This is a genomic window from Mesorhizobium sp. M0174 (assembly GCF_040322275.1).
GTDB lineage: Bacteria > Pseudomonadota > Alphaproteobacteria > Rhizobiales > Rhizobiaceae > Mesorhizobium.
Genome location: NZ_JAMYTB010000002.1, coordinates 566,811 through 593,065, shown reverse-complemented (window position 1 = coordinate 593,065; position 26,255 = coordinate 566,811). Strand labels below are relative to the sequence as shown.

Genomic DNA, 26,255 nt, shown 5'->3' with positions numbered 1-26,255 from the left:
CGAAAGGAACCGTCGCCATGATGACCAATCCGGGAAACAAGGTCACGCAGGGACAGTTTTCGTTCCTGCCCGACCTGACCGATGAGCAGATTTCGGCGCAGATCAAATACGCGCTGAAAAACCACTGGGCGGTCAGCGTCGAATACACGGACGATCCGCATCCGCGAAACACCTATTGGGAAATGTACGGCAACCCGATGTTCGACCTGAGGGACCCGGCGGGCATCCTGCTTGAAGTCAACAATTGCCGGAAAGCCATGCCCAACATGTATGTCCGGGTCACCGCCTTCGATTCGACCAAGGGCTGGGAAGCGCCGCGCATGTCATTCATCGTCAACCGGCCACCCAATGAACCCGGCTTCCGGCTGCTGCGCCAGGAGCGTGACGGCCGCAGCCAGGGTTATTCGATCGTGCCTTATGCGACCGACAGGCCCGAAGGCGAACGGAGCTAGGCGAAACCATGCTGGACGCGATAGCAAAGCGCGCTGCCGCGCAGGGCGAATCGGTCGATCTCCAGGCCGAGTTCGAGGCGTCCAACATCGACGAGGTGATGGATAAGCTCGACCGCGAACTCGTTGGCCTAAAACCCATCAAGACCCGCATCCGCGAGATCGCGGCGCTGCTTTTGGTCGACCGGCTTCGCCGCAAGTTCGGTCTGACCTCGGGCGCGCCGACGCTGCACATGAACTTTACGGGAAATCCCGGTACCGGAAAAACCACCGTGGCGCTCAGAATGGCAGAAATCCTGCATCGTCTCGGCTATGTCCGCGAAGGGCACATGGTCGCGGTGACGCGCGACGATCTCGTCGGCCAATATGTGGGCCACACCGCGCCCAAAACCCGCGAAGTGATCAAGCGCGCCATGGGCGGGGTGCTTTTCATCGACGAGGCCTACTATCTCTACAAGCCCGAGAACGAACGAGACTACGGTCAGGAATCGATCGAAATCCTGCTGCAGTGCATGGAAAACAACCGTGACGATCTGGTTGTGATTCTTGCAGGCTACAAGGACAAGATGGACCGCTTCTTCGACAGCAATCCCGGCATGCGCTCGCGCATTGCCCATCACCTCGATTTTCCCGACTACGGCGTCAGCGAACTCAAATCGATCGCCGAGATCATGCTGGCGGAACAGAATTACCGTCTCAGCGAAGCGGCGGCCAAGGCGCTCGAAGAGTATCTCCCGATCCGCATGCGGCTGCCGCATTTCTCCAACGCCCGATCGGTCCGCAATGGGCTCGACCGCGCGCGGCTTCGCCAGGCCAACCGGCTTTTCGCGTCGCGCGACCGGGCGTTGACGAAAACCGATCTTATCACCATCGAGGAATCCGATATTCGTGGCAGCCGCGTATTCGCGGAAGGTAAGCTCGAAGGTGGACCGGAGACGAAGGCGCGCTGACAAGATGACGGCGGTTGGTGTGCAGTGACCGGAAACGGACGACAGAATGGGAGCCGACGACCATGAATACCAAGACATTCATCGCGCCCTCGGTGCTTTCCGCGGACTTCTCGCGGCTCGGCGACGAGGTTGAAGCGGTCGTCCGGGCGGGTGCCGACTGGATCCATCTCGACGTGATGGATGGCCATTTCGTGCCCAACATCACGTTCGGTCCGCCGGTGGTCAAGGCGATCCGTGATCGAACAGACAAGATCTTCGACTGCCACCTGATGATCGCGCCGGCCGACGCCTATCTCGCCGCCTTCGCTGATGCCGGCTGCGACATCATCACGGTGCACGCCGAGGCCGGGCCGCATCTCGACCGTTCGCTGCAGGCAATCAGGAATCTCGGCAAGAAGGCCGGCGTGTCGCTGAACCCGTCAACGCCGGAAAGCGTGATCGAATATGTGCTTGACCGGCTCGATCTTGTGCTTCTGATGACGGTCAATCCGGGATTCGGCGGCCAGGCATTCATTTCGGCTGTCGTCGACAAGGTCAGGCGGGTCAAGGCGCTGATCGGCCAACGTCCGATCGACATCGAGATCGACGGCGGCGTCACGCCCGAGAGCGCTCCGCTGGTCACCGCGGCCGGCGCCAATGTGCTGGTCGCCGGCTCGGCCATCTTCAAGGGTGGCACCGAGGCTACCTATCGTGCCAATATCGGCGCCATCAGGCAGGCGGCCGACGGGGCGCTCCAGAAAGCCGCGTAGAACCATCTCATCGGAGGGCAACATGGGGGCAATCCCACCTGTCTGTGATTTCGGCTGGCAAGCCGTCGATTTCGTTTTGCCCGGCGTCGACGGCAAATCGCATTCCATCTTCAGCCACGCCGGCCCGAACGGCTTGGTGGTGGCATTCATCTGCAACCACTGCCCCTATGTGGGGGCGGTGATTCCGCGCATGGTGCGCGATGCCAACGACCTCAAGGCAGAAGGCATCGGCTTTGTCGCGATCAACTCCAACGATGCCGACGCCTACCCTGATGATTCCTTCGACAACATGAAATTTTTCGCCAGGACGAACGGCTTCACTTTCCCCTACCTCCACGACGAGCACCAGAGGGTGGCGCGTGCCTACGGAGCCGTTTGCACTCCGGATTTCTTCGGGCTCAACAATGAGTTGACGCTGCAATATCGCGGCCGGCTTGACGCGTCGCGACGCGACGTTGGACCGCCTGGGCTCAGGCGCGATCTGTTCGAGGCGATGAAGCAGGTTGCCCGAACCGGCGACGGACCGCTGGACCAGATCGCTTCGATCGGCTGTTCGATCAAGTGGAAGGATGCTGCATGAACGTCGGCGCAGGCAGGCCGTTTCGATCGCCCAAGGCGATCCTGTTCGATCTCGACGGTACGCTGGTCGATTCGGCGCCTGATATAACGGCGGCCGTCAACGAATTGCTTGCCGGCCGCGATCTGCCGCCGCTGCGCCTGGATCAGGTCAAGGCCATGATCGGCGGCGGCATCAGGAAACTGGTCGAACGAGCCTTCGCGACTTCCGGCACGCCGCTCCTCGGCAGCGCGTTCGAAGAGGCCAACCGCGACATGGCGCCGATCTATCGCAGGCATCTGACCGGCCGCACGAGGCTGATGCCTGGCGTAAGGGAGGTTCTCACGCACTTGCATTTGAGCGGAATAGCCATGGGCGTGGTGACCAACAAGCCGCAGTTGGCGGCTCGCGAAATCCTGCTGCATTTTGGGCTGACGGACTATCTCGGCGCGATCGTCGGCGGAGACGCGGTGACATACTTGAAGCCGGCGCCAGATGCGCTGTTGCTGGCGCTCGACCAGCTTCAGGTCGAACCTCGTGACACGCTGATGGTCGGAGACAGCAGCGCCGACGTGGCCGCCGCCCGCGCGGCCGGCATGGCAGTCATTCTGCTGCGTGGCGGATACAGCCAAATTCCCGTTGAAGAGCTTGGCGCCGACCTCGTTTGCGACAGCCTGTTCGATCTGCCGTCCGCGATGCAGACGCTGCAAGACGCTGCGTGAGCCCAAGCGCAAAGCCCAGGCCAACGCCGGCCGGGCGCAGTCCAAATGGCCGGCGGTACCGCGTTATTTGGAGAATTGCTTCAGGTAGGCAATGACATTGGCGATGTCCTCGTCTTTCTTGAGGCCGACAAACGCCATCTTCGTTCCTTTGACCATCGCCTTGGGATCGCGAAGGTAGGTCGTCAGTGTGGCTTCGTCCCATTTGACGCCCGACTTGCCGGCCTCGGTCATGGCCTTGGAATAGCTGAACCCCGGATGCGTCCCGGCCGTTCGGCCGATGACGCCGTTCAACGACGGACCGACCTTGTTCTGGTCCTTGTCTGCGACGTGGCAGACCTTGCATTTGGCGAAGACCTTCTCACCCGCCGCCGCATCCTGGGCCTGAGACTGGGTAGTGACAAAGGTGGCAACGGACACGGCGGTGAAAAACGCGACTGCGCGCATGGCATTTCCTCATTGGTCGTGTGAGTGCCCTGGATAATTTACGCGTGTCGATGCCTTGGCCGCCGGCATCCATTTTTGTGCGGGAGAGCGAACTATTCTCCTTCCTCCCCGGACTGGCAGCACCTGCACGCCTCGAAAAGCTAGACTGCCGATGAAGGAAGTCAATCGTACAAAGGTCCTGTTTCGTTTCCCGACTGCGCGAAAGGGAAGTGCGTAGCGACACGCGGTTCACATCATTGACGCCTATTGGCCGAACGCGTAGCCTCACTCCAACCGGTTTGCTGTTTGGGCACCTTCAGGAATCCGCTGCAACTTCAAAGGACGAACTCTGGAGAGTTCGCCGCGCAGGCGACGCTAAGTGCCAAATGGACATGGTCGATCTCATATTAACGGTGTGCCTTAGCGCCAATCCGGGCAATTGCCGAGATGAGCATCTCTATTTCGAGAGCCGCGGCTCTCTGTTCCAATGCATGTTCCTGGCTCCCGCCGAGATCGCAAAATGGTCTCAGGAACATCCGAGGCTCAAGGTCGTGCGCTGGAAATGTGCCTTTCCGAGCAAGGAACGAGCGATCTGATCGGCATTCCTGGTTCGTCGACGGCCCTGAAAGGGAGAGACGCCATGATGATTTCGCGGCGCGCGACGCTGCGCTTGGCTGCTGTGGGGACAGCCGCCATCCTCGCCTCGAAGCCGGTTGCCGTCTTTGCCGCCGCTAAGGTCCGAATTGGTGTCCTGAAGTTCGGCACCGTGAGCTGGGAACTCGACACGCTGAAACGCCACAAGCTCGACGAGGCCAACGGGATCGATCTGGAAATTGTCTACTTCGCCGGGGAGGATGCGACCAACGTCGCGCTGCTCGCCGGCGCGATCGACATGATCGTGACCGACTGGCTGTGGGTCTCGCGCCAGCGCTCCGAGGGCGGCGACCTTACATTGGCCCCTTATTCGACCGCCGTGGGGGCAATCATGGTGAAGGAGGAATCGCCGATCCGGACGGTCGCCGACCTCAAGGAAAAGAAAATCGGTGTCGCCGGCGGGCCGCTCGACAAGAGCTGGCTACTGGTCCAGGCGCTGGCCAGACGCGATCACGGCGTCGACCTGCCGGCAGCCTGTGACGTCGTCTTTGGCGCGCCGCCGCTGATTTCTGAAAAGGCGATGCAGGGCGAACTCGATGCAGTACTCAATTTCTGGCATTTCTGCGCCCGGCTCGAGGCCAACGGCTTTCGTCGGTTGATCGGCGCCGATGATGCGGCGAAAGCGCTTGGTGCCTCGGGCCCCGTATCGGCGCTCGGCTACGTCTTCCACGACCAATGGGCGAACGACAATCCGGATGCCGCCCGAGGCTTCGTCAACGCCTCCAAGCAAGCCAAGGAGTTGCTGGCCAGATCGGATGATGAATGGCTGCGCCTGGCGCCGCTCATTCACGCAGAAGGCAAGGAGCTGGAAAAACTGCGCGACCGCTATCGCCAGGGCATCCCCAGACGGCCGGTCGCCGAAGAAGCGGGCGATGCGGGCAAACTCTATCACGTGCTGGCCGCGATAGGTGGCGAGAAGCTGGTTGGCAGGGCGCCCGAGATGGCGCCCGGCACGTTCTGGCCGGAACTCGCGAAATGACTCCAACGGAAGACAAGTCGGGTCGATCCGCCTTTGCGACGGCGCTGACACCAGCGCTGACGGTAACGGTTTCCCTGCTGGGACTTTGCCTGCTGTGGAGCCTCGCGGCCAATCTGTGGCAAAGCCGTGCTTTCCCCCCACCAGGGCAGGTCTGGCAGGTGCTGCTTAGGGAAGCGGCGAGCGGCGACCTTTTTTATCACCTAGGCGCGACGCTCGGACGGGTTGCCGCGGCGTATGTCGTCGCAATGGTTATCGGCTCGGTCATCGGCGTCATCCTCGGCAGCTACCGCAGTGCGGACCGGTTCTTCAGTCCGTGGGTGGTCCTGTTTCTCAACATTCCCGCGCTGGTGGTCATCGTGCTCGCCTATATTTGGTTCGGCCTCAACGAGGCGGCGGCGATTGGCGCAGTTGCCGTGAACAAGATCCCGAACGTCGTGGTGACGATGCGTGAAGGCGCCAGAGCGTTTGATCCGCGTTATGGCGAAATGGCCGCCGTCTACCGCTTCGGCCCACTCGAGCGCATCCGCCATGTCCTGCTGCCGCAACTGCAGCCCTATTTTGCCGCTGCCTCGCGGTCCGGCATCGCCCTCATCTGGAAGATCGTCCTGGTGGTGGAACTGCTCGGCCGTTCCAATGGTGTCGGCTTCCAGATCTATCTCTATTTTCAGCTCTTCGACGTCGCCGCCATCCTTGCCTACACCCTGGCTTTCGTGGCGGTGATGCTTGTCATCGAACTTCTCCTGGTGCAGCCCATTGAACGACATGCAACCCGTTGGCGCGGTCGTCCCGCTTAGGGTCGACATCGCGGAAAAGACTTTCAGGTCCGCGCAAGGCGTCTCGATCATGGCGCTTCAGGGTCTGTCCTTCGAGGTCCGGCAGGGCGAATTCGCTTGTCTGCTCGGGCCGTCGGGCTGCGGCAAGACCACGACGTTGCGCATCCTGCTTGGACTGGACAAAGACTTTTCCGGCTCTTTCCAACTGCCGCAAGGCGGCTCGAACCGCATCGCCGCCGTGTTCCAGGAGCCGGTTTTGCTGCCGTGGCGGACCGTAGAGCAGAATGTCAGGCTGGCGCTGCCGAAAAGCCTAAGAGCGAAGAGTCTCGACGAGCTGTTTGACATACTCGGACTCGCCGGCATGCGCTCGCTCTATCCGGCGGAGCTTTCGCTCGGCCTTGCGCGCAGGGCAGCGCTTGCCAGGGCCTTCGCCGCCGAACCGGCGGTGCTTTTCCTGGACGAACCCTTTGCCTCCCTCGACGAACAGACCGCCGAGCGGCTTCGGCGCCTGCTTTTGACCGTGTGGTCGGCGCGGCCCACGACCGCCTTGATGGTAACGCACAATCTGCGCGAGGCACTGATGCTGTCGGACCGCATCATCGTGCTTGCGCAGCGCCCAGCCCATGTGCTCGGCATGTTCGACGTAGGCTTTCCGCGGCAACATCGCAACCCACAGGTGATGAGCGACCTTTTGCTGTCGTTCCACCAAAAATTTCCGGGCGCGGCCTGATCGCCTTACGGCTCGAATGCGGATTGCAAGGTATTTCGCAGCCAATGGCCAATAGAAATGGCGGCACTGTGAGGCACCGCCACGCGTGCCTGTTCCGCCTGACTAAAAGCAACGTACGTCGGCTTCAGCCTGCGCGCGTTTCAGGTCCGCCCGCGCCGCCTTCGCTGGCGCGCTTTCGCGAAACAACCCTGCCGCCTCCCCTGTCGTCAACGACATACTTTTGAAGGTCTCCGCCCTCTCATAGTGATCGTAGGGGAGGATCGAGGCGATAACATCGATCGAGCAGGAACAGCTTTCAAGCGCCTGACGTGTCTGGCCATTTGTTTGCATGCAGCCGAGCACGTAATCGGCAATCGTTGCCGTCGGGTAGTCTCCCGCGGCGCTAGCCGGGTTCGCAAAGGCCAGTGTCGCCGAAAAGACCAGCGGTAGGATAAAAGACCCAACAGATCTGATCATGAGGGAACCTCCAGTTGGTCTGGACACAATGTATCCGGACAGGATCATCGCCCCAATTGGCGACGTACCGCAAAGCCGGTCAAGCTCCCATGGCCTGCTTATAGGACCAAAGGAGGAATGCCCTGTCGACCGGCAAAAGGTGGATTCACGGCCCGCTGCGCACCCCGCTTCCAGCGGTCATTTCATGCCTCGCCCACTATCGGCAACCAACCAGACGCACGCATACTTACCCAGAAGCGCCCTTGTAAATTACATGGAAATAAATTCCAACACGAATCGCGCCAATAATACAATAACAATATGGATATTATATATGTCGGCCGCTGGCAGTCATTCTCGCAATAGTGCCACTCAGGATACTTCTCTTGTTTGCATCTTTATATTGCCATGCACCATAGTCGATATTGCACCGCAACATCACTTCAGGGTTTTTGCTTGCTTCGCCTTTTGCGATGACATAGCTTTTTCCCTGTTTCCGGCTTCAAGAGCGCCATTGTCAGGGAGCGGTGGCAGTCTTTCGAAGGCCAAGTGGGGCGGGCAATAACGGTGCCCTCTGCTTGTCGGGGTAGGTCGTGACAGCTGCCGGAAATTACTTCCCCACATGAATCGCTTGGGCAGGCCCCTTGTGGGCTTGACGGTCGATTCGTCACTGTGAACCTCGGGAGGGTTTCGGATGCGTGTACTTGCGAAAACTACCTACATACTGACGACCGCGGCTTTTTTGTCGCTCGGCGCTGCTTATACGGCTTCGGCCAATGAAGACCTTGCAAAGCTCGCATCGGATGCGAAGAACTGGGCGATGCAGACGGGTGACTACGCCAACACCCGCTATTCCAAACTCAACCAAATCACTGCGGACAATGTAAAGAACCTGCAGGTCAAATGGAGCTTTTCCACCGGCGTGCTGCGCGGTCACGAAGGCGGGCCGCTGATCATCGGCGATGTGATGTATGTCCACACGCCTTTCCCAAACAACGTCTATGCTCTCGACCTCAAGAACGACGGCAAGATCCTGTGGAAATACGAGCCCAAGCAGGACTCGAACGTCATTCCGATCATGTGCTGCGACACGGTCAATCGCGGTGTCGCCTATGGCGACGGCAAGATCATTCTCAACCAGGCCGACACCACCGTCGTCGCGCTCGATGCCAAGACCGGCAAGGTCGTCTGGTCTGTCAAGAACGGCGACCAGACCGACGGCGGAAAGGGCGAATCCGGCACGTCGGCACCCGTAGTCATCAAGGACAAGGTGCTCGTGGGCGTCTCCGGTGCTGAATTCGGTGTTCGCGGCTGGCTGGCCGCCTACAATCTGAAAGACGGCAAGCTTGCCTGGAAAGCCTATTCGGAAGGTCCTGATGCAGACACCCTTCTCGACGCCGAGAAGACGACCCATCTCGGCAAGCCCGTCGGAAAGGATTCCGGCACCAACACCTGGGAAGGCGAACAGTGGAAGACGGGCGGCGGCACGACATGGGGATGGTATTCCTATGATCCCAAGCTGAACCTGGTCTATTACGGCACCGGCAATCCCTCGACGTGGAACCCGGTCCAGCGCCCAGGCGACAATCGCTGGTCCATGACAATCATGGCTCGCGACGCCGATACCGGTGTTGCCAAATGGCTCTACCAGATGACCCCGCATGACGAGTGGGACTATGACGGCATCAACGAGATGATTCTCGTCGATGGCATGGAGGTCAACGGCGCCAAGCACGACGTGCTGGTGCATTTCGACCGCAACGGCTTTGCCTACACAATGGATCGCGCTACCGGCGAACTTCTCGTTGCCAAAAAATACGATCCGGCAGTGAACTGGGCGACGGAAGTCAACATGGATCCCAAGAGCGACCAGTACGGCCGCCCGCAGGTCGTCGCCAAGTATTCGACCCAGCAGAACGGCGAAGACACCAACTCGACCGGTATCTGCCCGGCCGCGCTTGGAACCAAGGACCAGCAGCCGGCCGCCTACTCGCCGAAGACCGGGTTGTTCTACGTGCCGACCAACCATGTCTGCATGGACTATGAGCCTTACAAAGTGAGCTACACCGCCGGTCAGCCCTATGTGGGCGCCACCGTGTCGATGTATGCGGCGCCCGGCGGTGACGGCAACATGGGCAACTTCATTGCCTGGGATGCAGCCAAGGGTGAGATCGTCTGGTCGAAGCCCGAGCAGTTCTCGGTGTGGTCGGGCGCATTGGCGACAGATGGCGACGTCGTCTTCTATGGTACCCTCGAAGGCTACATCAAGGCGGTCGATAAGGACGGCAAGGAACTCTACAAGTTCAAGACCCCCTCCGGCATCATCGGCAACATCACGACCTACGAGCATGACGGCAAGCAGTACATCGCCGTTCTGTCCGGCGTGGGGGGATGGGCCGGTATCGGTCTGGCAGGTGGGCTGCTTTCGCCCGACAACGCCGCTGCCTGGCATGGCGCCGTTGATCAGGGCCGTGCGCAGGGCGACCAGGCCGCAGTGGTTGGAACCGCCGGTCTGGGTGCCGTCGGCGGTTACGCGGCACTTGCCGACTATACGACACTGGGCGGCCAGCTCACCGTCTTCGGCCTCCCGGACTGATAACCGGGAAGAGCCTTACGACTAGGTTCGAAAAGAGAGCCCGGGTCACCCGAAAGCCGGGAACCGGGCTCTCGATTGCGCCGCGCACCCAAGCACCGATCAATGCCGAGCACGACGGCAGCCAGTGTCCCTGGCCAATGAAGGAAGAGTCTGAATGATCGTTCGCATTGCAGTTTCCGCTCTCGCCCTGATCCTGCTGCCTCTGGCCAGCTCAAGTCTGGCACGGGCCGAAGACAGCATGGAAAAAGCCAAGGCGGTGAAGCAAGAAGGAGGCAAATATCTAGATGCGGACGGAAATCCGACCTACAAGATCGAAAACGGAACCGTCGATTGGTACACGTTCAGCGGGTACCGCCGGTATCACTCCGATTGCCATGTCTGTCACGGACAGGACGCAACGGGTTCGAGTTATGCGCCTGCCCTGGTCAATAGTCTGAAAACCATGGATTACGCCACGTTCCTCTCGATCGTCGCCGAGGGCCGCAAGAATGTCGGCGGCGGCAAGGAAAACGTCATGCCTGCCTTTGGCGACAACAAGAACGTCTACTGTTACCTGGACGACCTTTACGTCTATCTGCGCGCGCGCGCCGATGGCGCGGCACCCCGCGGCAGGCCGCCCAAGCACGAAAACAAGGCTCAGGCAGCCAAGGATGCCGAAGCATCCTGCATGGGTGGATGATATGACCGGCTGCACTACATCGAAGCTGCGCGTCGTTCTGCCGATCCTCGGCGCGCTCGCCTTGCTGCCATCGAACGTTCTGGCGCAAAATGCCGGGCTTGGCGCTGCGGGCGAACTGGTGGATCCCAACATTCTGCGCGTCTGCGCCGATCCCTCGAATATGCCCTTTACCGACAAGAACGGCCAAGGCTTCGAAAACAAGCTGGCTGAACTGGTTGCCAAGAAGACGGGGCGGAAATCAGTCGCCTACACATGGTTTCCCACTGTCACCGGCTTTGTGCGCAACACGCTGGGGGCCAACCGATGCGACATCATCATGGGCTACGCCCAAGGCGACGAACTGGTGCAGAACACCAACGCCTACTATCGCTCCGCCTATGTGCTCGTATACCCCAAAGGCAACGGCATGGAAGGCATCGAGACGATCGAAGACCCGAAACTTTCAGGCAAGAGAATCGGCGTCGTCGAAAGCACGCCGCCAACCGCCAACATGGCCGCCAACAAGCTTCTGCGGACCGCCAAGATCTATCCACTCGCGGTGGATACGCGTGTCACTCCTTCTATGGGAGAGGTCATGATCAAGGACATGCTCGCCGGCAAGATTGACGCGGCGGTCCTGTGGGGGCCGATGGCAGGTTACTATGCCAGGGAACTCGGAGCCGATGTCACCATTGTTCCGCTGCTGAAGGAAAAAAAAGGCTCGCGCATGTCCTACCGCATCACCATGGGCGTACGTCCGTCCGACCAGGAATGGAAGCGGACGCTCAACCGGGTGATCAGGGAGAACCAGGCGGAGATCACCAAGCTCCTGCTGGGTTACAATGTGCCGCTGATTGACGAGCACGACAATCGGATTACGCAATAGTCGGGATGGGTGAGGAGGAGGACAAACCTGCGCGATGAAAAATTGAAGAGAAAGACTACGGCTACTTTCGATCGTTTTGTTTTTCGGCCTTTCAAAACCTTGTGTTTCATTTGTCCATTTGAGACGTGATGGACGAGCCATTGCTTCGGTGCCCTGCAATGGTTGGCTAACCACCGGATCGGCCCCTTCGGGCTGGTAGAAGAGGAGAAATGTTATGAAGAAGAGCTGGACAAAACCGACCATGTGTCAGGTTGCTGCGGGCTTTGAAATTTCGCGGTATCTGCCTGCTGAGATTACTCCCAAGAAGTAGGCCGCAGAGGTGCGTGTCCCTGGCAACAGGGGCACGCATCCCCTTGCCGCATGGGATTTTCGTGAAAGATTTTGAGGCACGCAAAGCGAGCGGGACGTTTTTCGCGGCTGCAAATTGGCTGCTGGTCAGAGAAGCCGCGAGGCGGGCGTTTTCATGCGCTTGAGAATCATCGGATCGGCGGCCGGCGGTGGCTTTCCGCAATGGAACTGCAATTATCGTCTGAGCCGTGCGGCTCGCACCGGGATGGCTGGCGTGTATTCGCGAACCCAATCAAGTGTCGCCGCGTCGGCGGATGGGGTCGGCTGGGTTCTGTTCAACGCCTCACCCGACATTCGCCAGCAGATCGCGGCAACGCCTGAATTGCAGCCCGCGCACGATGCGCCGCTGCGCTCGACGCCCATTCGCGCGGTGGTGCTGACCAATGCCGATGTCGATCATGTCGCCGGCCTGCTCAGCCTGCGTGAGCGGCAGCCTTTCGCTATCTATGCAACGACACAGGTTCTGGCGACGCTGGAGGCGAATTCGATTTTCAATGTCCTCGATCCGGCGCTCGTGCCGCGACGCATCTTGCCGCCGGCGCAAGAACTGGCGATCTGCGACGCAGACGGCCACGACACCGGGGTGGCTGTCGAGAGCTTTCCCGTGCCCGGGAAGATAGCCCTCTATCTCGAAGAAAGAGGTCAGCCGGATGCGAATTTCAGCTCTGACGCTGGCGACACGATCGGCGTCCGTATCGCCGGTGCCGGCAGTCGCGGCTCCGTCTTCTACATCCCCGCCTGCGCCCGCATCGATGCGACCCTGCGCACGCGTCTAGCCGATGCCGCATGCCTTCTGTTCGACGGCACGGTCTTCACCGACGACGAGATGATTGCTGCCGGCGTCGGCGAAAAGACCGGTGCCCGCATGGGGCATCTGGCAATGTCGGGAGACGCGGGGTCGATCGCCGGCTTGGCCGATGTGAGGATCGGCCGCCGCGTCTTCGTCCATATCAACAACACCAATCCTGTTCTGGACGAGAATTCTGCCGAGCATGCAGCAGTCGAAGCGGCGGGCTGGGAAGTGGCCCGCGACGGGATGGAGATGGACCTTTGAGTGATTTCCACCACGCAGCCAGCAACGGCCTGTCCTCCGGAGAGCTCGAAGCCGTGCTGCGGCAAGTCGGTGCCGAGCGCTATCACAACCGCCATCCTTTCCATCACAGGATGACCACCGGTGCGCTGTCGAGGACCGAGATGCAGGCCTGGGCGCTGAACCGCTATTGCTATCAGGCTGTCATTCCGCGCAAGGATGCCATGATCCTCGCGCATGCCGAGGATCCGGCGTTTCGCGCCGCCTGGCGCAAACGCATCGAGGATCATGACGGCGAGGACGGCTGGAGCGGCGGTATTGCGCGCTGGTTGCACCTGGCGACCTCGCTCGGTCTGGATGCCGACGCGGTGAAGAGCGAGAGGCTGGCCCTGCCGGCGACACGTTTTGCGGTTGGCGCTTACCTCTCCTTTTGCACGAACCGGACCCTGCTGGAGGCGGTCGCGTCGTCGCTGACCGAGATGTTCTCGCCGCTCATCATCGGCGAGCGGGTACCCGCGATGCTGGCCAGATACGATTACATCACCGAGGATACGCTGGCCTATTTCAGCCGACGGCCCGAACAGGCCTCACGCGACGCCGACTTCGCTCTTGCCTATGTGCTCGAACATGCCGACACGGCGGAACGCCAGCAGCGGGCGATCGATGCACTCGTGTTCAAATGCGATATACTCTGGGCCATGCTCGACGCGCTTCAACACGCCTATGGCGAGCCGGGCAATATCCCGCCCGGCGCCTTCCGTCCGGAGGCCCCATGATGGCACTGCGCGAAAGAGCCATGGTGTCGCCGCAGTCGGTTCCATCGCTGCCGAAGCACGTGCGCATACAGTATGACCCCGTGCGCCAGGGGTTCGCCGTGCTTTCGCCTGAAAAGGTGTTCTGGCCAAACGACATCAGCCTCGACATATTGCGCCGCTGCGATGGGCGGTCCACGGTCGGCCACATCGTTGCCGGCCTTGCCGCAGATTATGATGCGGAACAGGAGGCTGTGGCGGCCGATGTCATTGCCTTCCTGCAGGAATGGTCGGACAAGCTGCTGGTGAAGCTATGAGCGAGCCCCCTCTCCCCCCGATCGGCATGCTGGCGGAACTGACGCATCGCTGCCCGCTGCAATGCCCCTATTGCTCCAACCCGCTCGAATTGCTGAAGGCCAATCGCGAACTCGACACGCAGAGCTGGCTCGACTTGTTCTCGCAGGCGGCCGATCTTGGCGTTCTCCAGGTGCATCTGTCTGGCGGTGAACCGACGCTGCGTCGCGATCTTGAGCAATTGATCGCCGGGCTTTCGGCGCGTGGCGTCTACACCAACCTGATCACCGCCGGCGTCGGCATTGCGGATGGCCGTATCGAGGCATTTGCCGAAGCCGGGCTCGACCATCTGCAACTGAGCTTTCAAGGCGCACGGCCGGCGACCACCGAGCGCATCGGCAATCACAGGGGCAGCCACGAAAAGAAGCTGGAAACGGCACGCCGCGCCCGCGCGGCCGGCTTGCCGCTTACCATCAACGCGCCGATCCATCGCCACAATATCGAGGAGGTACCGGAATTCATCGATCTGGCCCTTTCGCTGGATGCGGAGCGTCTCGAGATAGCCAACGTGCAGTACGCCGGCTGGGCGCTGACCAATCGCGATCAGCTGATGCCCGAGCGTGCTGCCGTCGATCGGCAGGCGGAGATCGTCGCGGAGGCGCGCGAACGGCTCACCGGCATCATGAACATCGATTTCGTCACGCCGGATTATTTCGCCATCTATCCCAAGCCGTGCATGGGCGGCTGGGCGCGCGACGCCTTCATGGTGACGCCAGACGGCACCGTACTGCCATGCCATGCCGCCCAGACCATCCCGTCGCTCAGCTTCGAGCGTTTTGGACCTCGCAGCCTGGCCGCGATCTGGACCGATTCCCCGGCATTTAATGCCTTTCGAGGCACGGACTGGATGCAGGAGCCCTGCCGCAACTGTGAGCGGCGCGAGATCGACTGGGGCGGCTGCCGCTGCCAGGCGATGGCAATCGCCGGCGACGCCGCCGTGACGGACCCGGCTTGCGCGAAATCGCCGATCCATGCGCGCATGGCAATGCTGATCGACGAAGCCCAGCGCGCTGCGACGGTTCCTTCGAAGGACGAACTGTTCGTCTACCGGCGTATCGGCGTCGTCACCGAGCCGGCCTGACTGCCGACCTATTCCTACGGACTTAGCCTCGTGAAAGCCGTTCGGCATGCCACGTCATATGGTCCTGCATGAATGTCGAAATGAAAAAATAGGAGTGATCGTAGTCATCCTGCATCCGCAATTTCAACGGAATGCCTGCTTTGGAGCACGCGTCTTCGAGCAGCCAAGGCCTGAGGCCCTCCTTGAGGAAACCGTCTGACGTCCCCTGATCGACGAGGAATTCCGGGAAACGGTATCCGTCCTCGATGAGCGAAGTGGCATCGTAGCGCCGCCACGAGGCCTCATCCAGGCCGAGATATTTTTGGAAAGCCGGCTTCGACCAGCCGGCTGTGCTTGGTTGCACGATCGGCGCGAAGGCCGAGCAACTTCTGAAACGCGCGGGATTTTTCAGTGCGATCGTCAGCGCGCCATGCCCGCCCATCGAATGGCCGAAGATCGACTGGCGCGCCATATCGGCGGGAAATTCGCGCCCGATTACGGCTGGCAGTTCCTCGACGATATAGGAATACATGCGATAGTTCTTGGCATACGGCTCTTGCGTGGCGTCGAGGTAGAAACCGGCGCCGGTGCCGAACTGCCAATTGTCCTTTTCATCTGGAATGTCGGCACCACGCGGGCTGGTGTCGGGACACACGACGATGAAGCCAAGTTTGGCGGCAATACGTCTGTATTCGCCTTTTTCCATTACATTCGCATGGGTGCAGGTGAGTCCGGAGAGGTACCACACCACGGGGCAACGCCTTTCCCGCGCCTGCGGAGGCACGAAAATGGCAAACGTCATTTCGCACGAGCAGCTCGTCGACAGATGAGAGTAAACGTGCTGGGCACCGCCATGCGACTTGGCAGTCGAGACGAGTTTCAGGTGCTCTGGCATATATTCTTCTCCACCAATTTTTGACCGCCGACCATAGCCTCTACGACGTCGTGGGCGGTCGCGGCAACCTTGGTGGGCTGGCTGGCGCGCAGGGCTCTTGATCGGAGCCGGGATGGCCAACACTGCCCAGTACCTCAGCAATGATTCCGGGACGACGAGCTCTGCGCAAATGCACCGTGGCTTTTCAGCGGCGACAGCAGGTTCGACGCGGCTATGGCGGACGAGCACGCACGGGTCATCGCGTGGGTTCGCAGCATGCGTGACCAGGGACCGAGCAAGAAAGTGTTGCGGGTGATAGTTACCTCCTCTTAGGAGGGCTCCTAAGCACGACACCAACTTTCCGACTCTTAGCCACCCTGTGAGCCGACGCTATTTCCGACCGTCGAAAGCCACGGACAGGCCCAGGGCAGTTGCTGCCTCGACGATCGCCTCGGTCAGCTCTTCGTCGGATGCGACCAGATAAGGGGCGGCTTGCCGTGCTGCGTTTAATGTCGCCGTGACCGAGATGGTGTCACCACGATCCTCCCTATTGAGGACTGCGGCGATTGCCTGCTCTACTACCGGACTGACCCTCTGCACCTTACTCATCCAACCCTCCCCATAGCTGCCCATAGTGATGGTACTCTATCCATGGTTGTGTTCCAATTCGATGTACGAAAACGTACACACTCGATCGGCTGAACCGCTACGGCCAGACATCTCTAATTTCGACGGCATTTGGGATCGACCAAGCCTGGCTAGCGGCCTCGACCGGTTTCTCAGATGGCTAGCGCTGCAGAGCCATGTCAAATTGCCAGGTACGTACGCGAGCCGGTCCAGGAGCTCGGCTCGGCCCACGGGCGCCCCTGCGTTGGGCGAAGATGTCGCCTAGAAATAGCCGAGGATGGATTTTACCTCGAGATACTCCAACATGCCCTCGATCCCATATTCACGTCCGTTTCCGGACCGCTTGAAACCGCCAAACGGGGCGTGCGGATCCCAGGCCGGGTAGTTGAGATGTACCTGGCCGGAGCGGATCCGCGAGGCCACGTCCCTGACGGCGTCCACATCCTGGCCCTGCACATGAGCCCCCAGACCGTAGACCGTGTCGTTGGCGATGGTGACGGCTTCCTCGATTGTGTCGTAAGGGATGATGCAGAGAACTGGCCCGAAGACCTCGTCCTGGGCAATGCGCATGGTCGTGCGCACGTCGGAAAAGATGGTCGGCCTCACATAGAACCCGACGTTCAGATCGTGCGCACGGCCCGGTCCACCGGTGAGGAGCCTGGCGCCCTCAGAAATGCCGACGCCGATCATGGTTTGGATGCGGTCGAATTGGGCACGGTTTGCGATTGCACCATGAGTAGTGGCTTCGCAAAGAGGATCGCCAATGACAATCTGGGCTGCGGCCCTTTTGGCGATTGCCTCGATCTCGGAGAGCCGCGGGCGTGGCACGATCATGCGCGTCGGGGCGCTGCATGACTGGCCGAGATTGCGGAAGGCGGCGGATACGCCCAGAGAAACGGCGCGATCGAGATCTGCGTCCGGCAGGATCACGTTGGGCGACTTGCCGCCCAGCTCCTGCGCGACGCGCTTGACAGTCGTCGCTGCCGCCTGGGCCACCGCAATGCCCGCGCGGGTGGACCCGGTAATGGAGATCATGTCGACATCCGGATGGGAGGCGAGACCCATACCCACGCCTGGACCATCACCTTGCACGAGGTTGAAAACCCCGGCAGGGAAGCCGGCTTCCTCGATTGCCTCGGCGAATAGCAGGGCGTCCAAGGGAGAAAGCTCACTCGGCTTCAGCACGATCGTGCAGCCTGCAGCGAGCGCCGGCGAAACCTTGGCGGTGATCTGGTAAAGTGGCCAGTTCCACGGAGTGATCAGGGCGCAGACACCGATCGGTTCGTGGGTGACGGCGGTTTGCCCCCGTTGCTTGACGAAGCAAAAGTCTGTCAGCACATCGCGAGCGACCTTAACATGCGTGATCGCCAGCGGCACCTGGGCGCTGCGCGCATAGCCGATCGCCGCGCCCATTTCGAGGCTCAGGCATTGAGCCAGCAGTTCGCCGCGCGCCTCGAGCAGCGCTTGCAGGCGACCGAGCAGACCCGCGCGGTCTTCTGGCGTGGTCCGACTCCAGGTGGCGAATGCCCGGCGGGCCGCTGCAACGGCCGCGTCAACGTCCTTGCCATTTCCAAGCGGAAACTGGCTCACAACCTCTTCTGTGGCGGGATTGACGACGACGCCCGTCGCGGTGCCGCTCGGCTCAACCCATTGACCGTCGATGAAGAACTTCTCCAGGTGGCCGTTGCGGGCCAGGTGTTCGAGAGGCGTCATCACCCTACAAGGTCCTTCATGCGGTAATAGGCGCCAACAATCGGCAGGAACCAGGGGCGCCCGAAATAACCGGGGATCGCTGGCCAGTCGAAATCCTTCCAGGGATTGAGCTCGGGGCGCCCGTCCATGACGTCGGCCATGATGGTGCCCATCAACGTCGACATCTGGGTCCCGTGTCCGCTATAGCCCATCGAGTAATAGATGCCATCGCGCTCTCCGGCGCGCGGCAGACGATCGCGGGTCATATCGACCATGCCGCCCCAGCAGTAGTCGATGCGGGTGCCGGCCAGTTCCGGAAAGACCTCGACCATCGCCGCCTTGAGTATCCGGCCGCTTTTTTCGTCGGATTGAGGGTTGGACACGGCAAAGCGCGCCCTCCCGCCGAACAGAAGGCGATTGTCCGGCGTGAGCCGCCAGTAGACAACGAGATTGCGCGTGTCGACGACATTGCGACGGGTCGGCATGAGGCGCTCGAGTTGCGAAGGCGACAGCGGCTCGGTCACGATCAGAAATGCGCCGACCGGGATCATGCGCCGGCGGATCCAGCCGAGCGGGCCAACCTGGGAAATGCCGCTTGCCAACAGGACCTGCCGCGCGACGATCTTGCCCTTTGGCGTCGTTACCTCATGCCCGCCTGAAACCTTTCGCATCGCAGTGACGGGCGAGCGTTCATGGACCTCTGCGCCACGCCGGGCAGCGGCGGTCGCGAGGCCCCGGACGAACCGGCCGACATGCATGGCCGCGCTCTTGGGAAAGAGCAGCCCGCCATGGTAGCGGTTGGTGCTGACTTCGGTTCGCAGGTCCTCGCGCGCGATCATCCTGGTGTCGGGATCGACATTGGCAGCCAGTAGTTCCTGGCTGCGCGCCAGCATGTCGTAGTGCTCGGGCTTGGCGGCAAGCTTGAGCTTACCGACGCGGGAGAAGCTGCAGTCGATCTTCTCTTCCTGCACCAACCGCTCGACCATATCGACGCCGGCGTCGAAAGCCTTATAGAGCGCATTTGCGGCAGGCTTGCCGTGCTTGCCAGCCATGATTGCATAGTTCTGGGCAAAGCCGTTGTTGCACATGCCGCCATTGCGGCCGGACGCGGCATTGCCGATCGTTTCGGCCTCCAACAGGGCAACCCGGGCGCCCTTTTTGGCAAGGGCCAGCGCGGCGGAGGAGCCGGTCAAGCCGCCGCCCACAATGGCCACGTCGTAGTGGCCTTCGAGCGGTTTGGACGACCCTTCATTGAACGGCTGAGACGTATCCAGCCAGTAAGAGGTAAACTTCATTTTCTTGACCACCGGTGTTGATTTGAGTGGGGCGACATCCGAGCCTAGTCGCGCGCCTACCAGCCGCGCATCCGCTCCCAACGTGCTTCAATCTTGGGGCTGGCCCCGTTGACGACGCTGTAGAAATCATGCTGGGCGGCCGTCGCACACGCATGGTTGGGCAGAATCCGGACCCGAGTCCCGAGCGGCAGCTCGGGCATGGACTTTCCAGAACCGGCACGAATGGCGAGGATACCGTGTTCCTGGCTGGCCTGGGCCACGATCACATCTTCAAGCACCCGCCCCTTTTCGTCGCAGACCACGCCGTAACCCTGGTCGATCTGCTGGTTTGCGGTTCCCCGGTCGCGCGAAAGCGCCATCCATCCAGCGTCGACCAGCACCCATCCCTTTTCCGGCTTGGACCCGATCACCGTGGCCAATACGGAAATCGCGATGTCGTCGAGTTCGCACACCCCAACGCCGTGCTGGACCAGGTCGAAGAACATGTAGACCCCGGCGCGCAGCTCCGTGACCCCCTCAAGATTGCTGGCGAAATGCGCTGTCGGCGTCGAGCCGACGCTGACGATCGGGCAGGCATGGCCATGGGCGCGCAGGATTTCAGCGGCGCGCACCGTGGCTGAACGCTCGTTCTCGCCTGCCTTGACCAGCGCATCGGGCGTGTTCAAGCCATAGGATTCGCCTGCATGGGCGAGAACGCCGACGAGTTTGGCACTGGCCGCGACGACACTGCCGGCCACGTCGAGCAACTTCGGGTCGTCCGGCCTCAAGCCACCGCGATGGTCATCGCAGTCCAGTTCGATGAAAACAGATGGGGTCATACCGGTGGCTTCGCGGACGCTGGCTAGGGCATCGGCCTGCTCGACCGAATCGAGCAACAGCTTCACACCAGCGCCGGTGCGGCGACAAAGCTCCATGGCCCGCTTGGCCGAGGCCGGCGAGATGCCGACCGCATAGGTCATGTCTCGAAAGCCATGGCCCGCGAAATACTCCGCCTCGGCGATGGTCGAGACCGTGATCGGTCCGGGTTCGCGGTGAAGCGGGTATCGGGCGACATCGATGCTCTTGGCCGTCTTCATATGCGGGCGCAGCACCACGCCAAGCTTCCTGGCGCGCTCAGCCAAGCGCTGAATGTTGCGTCCGAGCCGCCCACGGTCGAGAAGCAGCGCCGGCGTGACCAAGGCGTCGATCGTCCTAGCCGTCTCGCTCACTGCCAGGTTTGCGGCCACCTTGTTCATAATCTCGTTTCCTAAGTGAACGACTGGTTTGCCAACGCATACATATGGGCTGGCCCCTCGGCGACGGGTCGTTGTCCTTTGACCATGGCGGTCGCAGTGCCGGACCGCTGCAGGCCAAGGCTCGCAAGCCAGTCGCCCAATCCATCCTCGGCATAGACGTCGATGCGAACGAATTGATTGTGAAGCTTCGAAAGCTGGGCCAGGATCAGAAGCCGCGCGTCGTGGTCGCTCTCGGCTGCACAAGGGCCGACGACATAGCCGCGGCCAAACCTCCTCGCGACAGCGTAGCCTGCAATCCGTCCCCTACGCTCGATGACCAATGCGTTGCCCACATCGGCGAGCGCAGCCACCATCGCCAGCCGGGGCATGCCTGTGGCCCGTTCGTCGAAGGCCTGGATCGCCGCTAGGTCAGAGGCTGTCGCTTGACGGACGTCGTCGCGGGTACTCCGCGTCACGGTGACAGCCAGCGAGCCCTGGTGCTGAAGCACCGTGCCCCAGGCAGTGAAGCCGCGTCGCTTGTAGAGCGCCAGCCCCTCTTCGGTTGAGTTGAGCAGCAGGTTGCGACCGAGTGTCGCCTCAAGCAATCCATCAAAGAGCCGGGCGCCGTTGCCACCGCCTTGCGCGGAGCCAGTAACTATGATCATCCCGACCGAGGCATAGGACTGTCCGTAATTCCAGGACATGGCCGTGCCAATCACCTGTCCTGCCCGCTCAAGGACCAGGCCATTGCCGACCATCAGGGCAAATTCCCAATCCTCCTGACGGTAGGGCCAGGCCATCTCCTGCGACAGCTTCAGTGCGCCCGGCAAATGGCGGGTTTCCAATTCCATCAGCTCGATCGGGGCGCTGACGATATCTCTGTCATGCTCAAAGGCCATAAGGTGCAACGCTGTCAGTTGATCCAGAGTCGGATTGACGTCGGATCTTAGGGTCGCGCCCGGCGGACAGATTTCGCTGCTGTTTTGCCCCTTCAAATCAGCGGTATTATTCGTTTTATGCAGTTCCTCGGCATGCCAAATCGCGCAAATCGGGCGAGGAATACCTGGCACCTTGAATCGCAGCTTCGTGGTTGCCCGATCGGCGATGCCCAGGAGGAATTTTGGATGATCTACATCAGCGAAGAGGAGTCAGCCGCCCTCGTCACACATGAACTTGCTTTCGAGGCGGCGCGCGAGGCTCTCGTGGCGGCAGCATCGCGGCAGAGCTGGGTCTTTCCGGCTGTTCTCGGGCGCACACAGGAGGTGACCAATACCTTCTCAATCAAATCCGGTTCGTCGGGCGAGCTGACCGGCGTGAAAATTGGCTCCTTCTGGTCGGGCAACCCGGCACGTGGCCTTCCCCGCCACAACTCGAGCATCGTGCTGCTCGATCAGCATACAGGTCGGCTCGGTGCCGTAGTCGAGGCCGGGAAGGTCAACGCCTACAGGACGGCCGCCGCCGACGCGGTTGCGGCCGATCTTCTTGCGCGCAAGCAAGCCAAGGTGCTGGCGATCTTCGGGGCCGGCAACCAGGCGAGCTTCGAAGTGATGGCGCTGGCACGCATCCGCCCAATCGAAACAGTGCTGGTCGTGGCCCGGCCTTCGCCGCGGCGCGACGCTTTTGTCGATCAGATCGGCGAAAGGGGACTGAAGGCGCGCGCTGCCTTGCCGGAAGAAGCCGTGCGCACGGCCGACATCGTGGTGACGGCGACACCCGCACGCGAACCGCTGTTCGATGCCGCTTGGGTGGGACCCGGAACCCATATCGTCAGCATCGGGTCGGATGCTCCGGGCAAACGCGAATTGCCGAGCGAATTGTTTCCCAAGGCACGTCTGTTTTGTGATCTGCTTTCCCAGTCCGTCCAGATCGGCGAGTTCCAACACGTGCGCGACGAAATCGACGCCGGCGTGCTTGCGGTAACACCAATCGGCGACGTTATTGAAAGGCGTGCGCTCGGACGCCACTTCGACAATGAGATCACCGTCTTCGACAGTTCCGGCATCTCCCTGCAGGACCTCTACATGGCCGACGCGCTGATCCGCGCAAAGGCGTCCCACCGCTGATCAGTTTTCGCACCAAGGCCCCAGTCCCGACAGATTTTTCGACACGGCAACAAGGTGGCCGCGCGCGATCCTGCAGTCGTATCAGCGGCGGGCGCGCCAAAGAGTTGCCCGCATGAACCACGGATCGCCCCCGATGTCGGCGACTAGCGTCTGGCGCGCCAGAAGGCGAGGCGGTCCTGCAACCGATAGCCCTGGATAATCGCCGGCATGAACCACGGATTGCCACGATAGAGGGGGACGGCCGAAGGCGGTCGAAAGTCGAACGCAGTGCGCGACTGCTCGCCATGCCCCATCAACTTGTGGGCCGCACGCATGCCAATCCATGGCGCCCAGACCACGCCCGAACCGCAGAAGCCCGTTGCATAGACCACGCCGTCCGTCTCGAAGATGCGGGGCAGCATGTCTCGGTTCATCGCCACATTGCCGAACCAGCAATGCGAAAGGCGCACGTTCTCCAACTCCGGGAAAAGGTTCACCAGGCCCTTGCGAAGGAGAAGTTTCGGCGCCGCCGGATCGCCGACGCGGGAACTGTCACGGCCCCCCAGCAGGATACGTTTTCCGTCGGGCGAGGGACGATAATAGAAACCGAGTTGCCGGTTCTCGGTGACCGTCATCAGCTTCGGCATCAGTTGCGCCATGACATCGGGCGCAAGTTCCTCGGTGACGATGATCCGGCTGCGGACCGGAACCAGGCGGCGGCGCAGGAAGGGAGCAGCGCCGTCGGTATAGCCGTTGGTACAGACCAGAACCTGCCGTGCGTCCACCGTCCCCGCCGAAGTCGCGACGCGGAACCCCGAACCGTTCCTCTCGATCGACTTGACCACTGTATGCGAATGGACCGTCAACCCGGATGCGAGCGCCACCCGCAGGAGCTCAGCATGGAATTTTGCGGGGTGCAGCCCGCCAATGTCCATCCGAACGGTTCCGCCGCGGTAGAAGTCGGTGCCGATATAATTTCGCTGCTCGGCATGCGGAACCGCGTAGGACTCGATCCCCAGTTTCTTCGCCAGCGTCTCGGCGCCGCGCGCCATCTTCTCATACTGTTCATATCCGAAAGCGCCCTTGAATTGGCCAACCAGTCGGAAGTCGCAGTCGAGCCCTTCGGTCTTGATGAAGTCGTAGAGGAATTCGCGTGCGACCTTTCCCTCGGCCTCGATCGCCATGGCTTTCTCTTCCCCGAAGCGCCGGGTGATCGTGGCATAGTCGGGCCGGATGCTCGCGCTCGTAATCCCGCCGTTGCGGGTGGAAGCACCCTCGCCCGGATTCATTGCATCAAAAGCTGCGACCGAGCGTCCTTCGCGCGCCAGCAAAAGCCCGGCCGAAAGACCGGCATAACCGGCGCCGACGATTGCCACGTCAAGCTTCTTTGCGAGGGGCTGCCGCGGCAGCGGCATGACGGGCGCTGCTTCCCACCAGTAGGGCGTGTTCTTGTCGGCGATATGAGGCTCTTGCACGGGGCTGACTTCTCGCTGGGGTGATCTACGGTCGGTGAAACTTCAGATGTGGTCGTCTCGGACGTCGAGCGCATCACGCAGCCCGTCACCGATGAAGTTGAAACTGGTTACCGCGATCGTGATTGCAGCTCCGGGAATGATTGCCAGCCAGGGTGCGCTGCCCAGATATTGCTGGGCGCCATTGAGCATGTTGCCCCAGCTGGGCAGTGGCGGCTGGATCCCGTAGCCGAGGAAACTGATGTAGGCTTCCATGAGAATGGCGCGCGCGACCGTCAAGGTGGAAGCAACGATAATCGGCCCCATGGCGTTGGGCAGTATCTCGCGAAACATGATGTGGGTGCCACTCAATCCCAGCATTCGCCCGGCCAGGACGAACTCGCGTTCGCGTAAGGAGCGGACTTCCGCTTCGACTATGCGGGCAACCTCCATCCAACTGGTGAGGGCGATAATGACGGTGATCATCACAGGACTGGGCTTCAGTGCGGCAGCCAGCGCCAGCAGCAGAAAGATCGATGGGAATGACAGGAAACCATCGACCGTGCGCATCAGCGTGGCCCCGACCCAGCCCCCGCGATAGCCGGCAATTACGCCGACCAGCGTGCCGATGAGCGTCGACAAAACCATGGCAAAGAAACCCACCAGCAGCGAGATTCGTCCCGCCATCAAAAGCCTTGCCGCCACGTCGCGGCCAAGCGGATCGGTACCTAGAAAGTGGTAGCCCGTCAGCGGAGGGGCAAAGCGGGCCCGCAGATCGATATACAGTGAGTCATAAGGCAGGAGATGGGGGCCGAGGACGCAAGCGAGGCTCAGGAAGATGATCATCGCCAACCCAAGCAGGGCCAAGCGATGACGCATGAAACGACGTGCCGCGCGCTTGTTACTCCATCGGCTTGGAGCTGCATTTGCGGTGAGAGCGGTCATATCGGCTGTCTCCTGTCGGGAAGTTGCGCGCTCACGCCAGGCGAATGCGCGGATCGACAATAGCGACGACAATGTCGGCGATCAGGTTTCCAAGCAGAACGAGGATGGCGGAGAACATCAGCAGCCCCATCACAACCGGATAGTCGCTGTAACCAAGGCTATCGAGGAACAACCGTCCCATTCCTGGCCAGGTAAAGACGGTTTCGGTCACGAGCGCGCCGGTGAGGACGCTGGGAAGCTGCACCCCGGCCAAGGTAATCATCGGCAAAAGTGCGTTGCCGACGACATGCTTCATCAGAATCCGGCGTTCACTCAACCCTTTGGCCCGGGCCGTCTTGACGAAGTCCTGGCTAATGGCGTCGAGAGTCGCCGTCCGCATGTAGCGGCTCCAGATCGCGACATGGACCAGCGACAGCACGATACTTGGCAGGATCAGATGGTGGAGATAGCCCAGGATCGAGGCATCGCCGATCTCGGACATATTGCCCGCGGGCAGCCAGCCCAGCTTCAGGGAAAAGACGTAGATGCCGACGAGTCCGAACCAGAAGGTGGGGACCGACAATGCGACCATGGCCCCGACGGTTGCGACATAGTCGAACAGCGAGTAGCGGCGCGTGGCGCCTCGGATTCCAATCCAGGCGCCAATGGAGATTGCAATCACGGTTGAGGAACCCATCAGCAGCAGCGTGGCAAAGAGATGGCTGCCGATGACCTCCAAGACCGGCGCTCCGTCGCGGAAGGAGTGACCCCAGTCGCCCCGCAGCAGCCGCCATGCCCAGTCCAGATATTGGATCCATATAGGGCGATCGAGGCCCAGCAGCCCCTTGAGACGCTCGATATCCTGCTGGGTCATTCCGGGATCAAGCCCGAATTGGGCCAGCGGGCCGCCGGGAAGGAGGTTCAGAATGCCGAAGCCGATGATCGAAACGATCACAAGCAGCACCAGGCTCTGCAAGAGGCGATTGAGCAGGAAGCCGCGCATTCGAGTCCCTCCATTGTGGGTTGATGATT

General features: G+C 61.2%; 27 protein-coding genes. 16 read left to right on the top strand and 11 right to left on the bottom strand.

The window, feature by feature from the left end:
- Positions 1-17 precede the first annotated feature (17 nt).
- The 5 genes from NKJ13_RS06305 (at position 18) to gph (ending at position 3,426) form a co-directional block, all read left to right on the top strand.
- Positions 18-452, top strand: coding sequence for a ribulose bisphosphate carboxylase small subunit (locus NKJ13_RS06305; protein WP_254819809.1), 435 nt, complete (start codon positions 18-20; stop codon positions 450-452).
- A gap of 8 nt (positions 453-460) precedes the next feature.
- The gene (gene cbbX / locus NKJ13_RS06300) at positions 461-1,399 is read left to right on the top strand and encodes a CbbX protein (protein WP_352777408.1); all 939 of its coding nucleotides are present in this window, start codon (positions 461-463) and stop codon (positions 1,397-1,399) included.
- 62 nt (positions 1,400-1,461) lie between these two features.
- Positions 1,462-2,148 (top strand): ribulose-phosphate 3-epimerase, encoded by a 687-nt coding sequence (gene rpe, locus NKJ13_RS06295; protein WP_352777407.1) that lies wholly within the window; start codon positions 1,462-1,464, stop codon positions 2,146-2,148.
- Positions 2,149-2,170: 22 nt separating this feature from the next.
- Positions 2,171-2,728, top strand: coding sequence for a thioredoxin family protein (locus NKJ13_RS06290; protein ID WP_352777405.1), 558 nt, complete (start codon positions 2,171-2,173; stop codon positions 2,726-2,728).
- Positions 2,725-3,426, top strand: coding sequence for a phosphoglycolate phosphatase (gene gph / locus NKJ13_RS06285; protein WP_352777404.1), 702 nt, complete (start codon positions 2,725-2,727; stop codon positions 3,424-3,426). Before NKJ13_RS06290 ends, gph begins: the two co-directional genes overlap by 4 nt.
- Before the next feature lie 63 nt (positions 3,427-3,489).
- On the opposite strand, the gene NKJ13_RS06280 is transcribed toward gph, so the two are convergent.
- A complete protein-coding gene (locus tag NKJ13_RS06280; RefSeq protein ID WP_352507745.1) occupies positions 3,490-3,870 on the bottom strand; it encodes a c-type cytochrome in 381 nt (126 codons plus the stop codon).
- Between the two features lie 619 nt (positions 3,871-4,489).
- Between NKJ13_RS06280 and NKJ13_RS06275 the strand changes: the two genes are divergently transcribed.
- From NKJ13_RS06275 to NKJ13_RS06265, 3 genes are read left to right on the top strand one after another with little or no spacing between them, the layout of a single operon-like run.
- Positions 4,490-5,482: an ABC transporter substrate-binding protein gene (locus tag NKJ13_RS06275; protein ID WP_352777402.1), complete on the top strand. Its 993-nt coding sequence runs from the start codon at positions 4,490-4,492 to the stop codon at positions 5,480-5,482.
- Positions 5,479-6,276 (top strand): ABC transporter permease, encoded by a 798-nt coding sequence (locus NKJ13_RS06270; RefSeq protein ID WP_352777400.1) that lies wholly within the window; start codon positions 5,479-5,481, stop codon positions 6,274-6,276. Before NKJ13_RS06275 ends, NKJ13_RS06270 begins: the two co-directional genes overlap by 4 nt.
- Positions 6,245-6,985: an ABC transporter ATP-binding protein gene (locus tag NKJ13_RS06265; protein WP_352777440.1), complete on the top strand. Its 741-nt coding sequence runs from the start codon at positions 6,245-6,247 to the stop codon at positions 6,983-6,985. The genes NKJ13_RS06270 and NKJ13_RS06265 overlap by 32 nt, the downstream gene beginning before the upstream one ends.
- A gap of 102 nt (positions 6,986-7,087) precedes the next feature.
- Here the strand turns inward: NKJ13_RS06265 and NKJ13_RS06260 are convergent, their stop codons facing one another.
- A complete protein-coding gene (locus NKJ13_RS06260; RefSeq protein WP_352777398.1) occupies positions 7,088-7,441 on the bottom strand; it encodes a hypothetical protein in 354 nt (117 codons plus the stop codon).
- A gap of 673 nt (positions 7,442-8,114) precedes the next feature.
- Here NKJ13_RS06260 and NKJ13_RS06255 point away from each other — a divergent pair.
- The 7 genes from NKJ13_RS06255 to pqqE all read left to right on the top strand — a co-directional run bounded on the left by NKJ13_RS06255 (position 8,115) and on the right by pqqE (position 15,125).
- The gene (locus tag NKJ13_RS06255) at positions 8,115-10,016 is read left to right on the top strand and encodes a methanol/ethanol family PQQ-dependent dehydrogenase (protein WP_352507741.1); all 1,902 of its coding nucleotides are present in this window, start codon (positions 8,115-8,117) and stop codon (positions 10,014-10,016) included.
- A gap of 154 nt (positions 10,017-10,170) precedes the next feature.
- Positions 10,171-10,695 (top strand): c-type cytochrome, methanol metabolism-related, encoded by a 525-nt coding sequence (locus tag NKJ13_RS06250; protein WP_352507740.1) that lies wholly within the window; start codon positions 10,171-10,173, stop codon positions 10,693-10,695.
- A gap of 1 nt (position 10,696) precedes the next feature.
- Positions 10,697-11,560: a substrate-binding domain-containing protein gene (locus tag NKJ13_RS06245; RefSeq protein WP_352507739.1), complete on the top strand. Its 864-nt coding sequence runs from the start codon at positions 10,697-10,699 to the stop codon at positions 11,558-11,560.
- Positions 11,561-12,023: 463 nt separating this feature from the next.
- Positions 12,024-12,962 carry a pyrroloquinoline quinone biosynthesis protein PqqB gene (gene pqqB / locus NKJ13_RS06240; RefSeq protein WP_352507738.1) on the top strand — a complete coding sequence of 313 codons (939 nt, stop codon included), beginning with the start codon at positions 12,024-12,026 and terminating at the stop codon, positions 12,960-12,962.
- Positions 12,959-13,714, top strand: a complete 756-nt coding sequence (gene pqqC, locus NKJ13_RS06235) for a pyrroloquinoline-quinone synthase PqqC (protein ID WP_352507737.1) — start codon at positions 12,959-12,961, stop codon at positions 13,712-13,714. The genes pqqB and pqqC overlap by 4 nt, the downstream gene beginning before the upstream one ends.
- Positions 13,711-14,007, top strand: a complete 297-nt coding sequence (pqqD, locus tag NKJ13_RS06230) for a pyrroloquinoline quinone biosynthesis peptide chaperone PqqD (protein ID WP_352507736.1) — start codon at positions 13,711-13,713, stop codon at positions 14,005-14,007. Before pqqC ends, pqqD begins: the two co-directional genes overlap by 4 nt.
- Complete coding sequence (gene pqqE, locus NKJ13_RS06225; RefSeq protein ID WP_352507735.1) at positions 14,004-15,125, top strand: pyrroloquinoline quinone biosynthesis protein PqqE; 1,122 nt, start codon at positions 14,004-14,006, stop codon at positions 15,123-15,125. The genes pqqD and pqqE overlap by 4 nt, the downstream gene beginning before the upstream one ends.
- Before the next feature lie 22 nt (positions 15,126-15,147).
- Here the strand turns inward: pqqE and fghA are convergent, their stop codons facing one another.
- The 6 genes from fghA to NKJ13_RS06195 all read right to left on the bottom strand — a co-directional run bounded on the left by fghA (position 15,148) and on the right by NKJ13_RS06195 (position 21,876).
- Positions 15,148-15,999 carry an S-formylglutathione hydrolase gene (gene fghA, locus NKJ13_RS06220; RefSeq protein WP_352507768.1) on the bottom strand — a complete coding sequence of 284 codons (852 nt, stop codon included), beginning with the start codon at positions 15,997-15,999 and terminating at the stop codon, positions 15,148-15,150.
- 369 nt (positions 16,000-16,368) lie between these two features.
- Complete coding sequence (locus NKJ13_RS06215; protein WP_352507733.1) at positions 16,369-16,587, bottom strand: hypothetical protein; 219 nt, start codon at positions 16,585-16,587, stop codon at positions 16,369-16,371.
- Between the two features lie 279 nt (positions 16,588-16,866).
- Positions 16,867-18,321, bottom strand: a complete 1,455-nt coding sequence (locus NKJ13_RS06210; protein ID WP_352507732.1) for an aldehyde dehydrogenase family protein — start codon at positions 18,319-18,321, stop codon at positions 16,867-16,869.
- Positions 18,318-19,592, bottom strand: a complete 1,275-nt coding sequence (locus NKJ13_RS06205) for an NAD(P)/FAD-dependent oxidoreductase (protein ID WP_352507731.1) — start codon at positions 19,590-19,592, stop codon at positions 18,318-18,320. Before NKJ13_RS06205 ends, NKJ13_RS06210 begins: the two co-directional genes overlap by 4 nt.
- Positions 19,593-19,648: 56 nt before the next feature.
- Positions 19,649-20,827: an alanine racemase gene (locus NKJ13_RS06200; RefSeq protein WP_352507730.1), complete on the bottom strand. Its 1,179-nt coding sequence runs from the start codon at positions 20,825-20,827 to the stop codon at positions 19,649-19,651.
- Between the two features lie 11 nt (positions 20,828-20,838).
- Positions 20,839-21,876: a GNAT family N-acetyltransferase gene (locus tag NKJ13_RS06195; RefSeq protein ID WP_352507729.1), complete on the bottom strand. Its 1,038-nt coding sequence runs from the start codon at positions 21,874-21,876 to the stop codon at positions 20,839-20,841.
- A gap of 54 nt (positions 21,877-21,930) precedes the next feature.
- Here NKJ13_RS06195 and NKJ13_RS06190 point away from each other — a divergent pair, with 54 nt between their 5' ends.
- Positions 21,931-22,869 (top strand): ornithine cyclodeaminase family protein, encoded by a 939-nt coding sequence (locus NKJ13_RS06190; protein ID WP_352777397.1) that lies wholly within the window; start codon positions 21,931-21,933, stop codon positions 22,867-22,869.
- Positions 22,870-23,012: 143 nt separating this feature from the next.
- Here NKJ13_RS06190 and NKJ13_RS06185 read toward each other — a convergent pair whose 3' ends face one another.
- The 3 genes from NKJ13_RS06185 to NKJ13_RS06175 all read right to left on the bottom strand — a co-directional run bounded on the left by NKJ13_RS06185 (position 23,013) and on the right by NKJ13_RS06175 (position 26,226).
- Entirely contained in the window at positions 23,013-24,263 is a 1,251-nt protein-coding gene (locus NKJ13_RS06185) for an NAD(P)/FAD-dependent oxidoreductase (protein WP_502900457.1), read from the bottom strand.
- Positions 24,264-24,365: 102 nt separating this feature from the next.
- Positions 24,366-25,244 carry an ABC transporter permease gene (locus NKJ13_RS06180; protein WP_352777394.1) on the bottom strand — a complete coding sequence of 293 codons (879 nt, stop codon included), beginning with the start codon at positions 25,242-25,244 and terminating at the stop codon, positions 24,366-24,368.
- 31 nt (positions 25,245-25,275) lie between these two features.
- Entirely contained in the window at positions 25,276-26,226 is a 951-nt protein-coding gene (locus NKJ13_RS06175) for an ABC transporter permease (RefSeq protein WP_352777392.1), read from the bottom strand.
- Positions 26,227-26,255 lie beyond the last annotated feature (29 nt).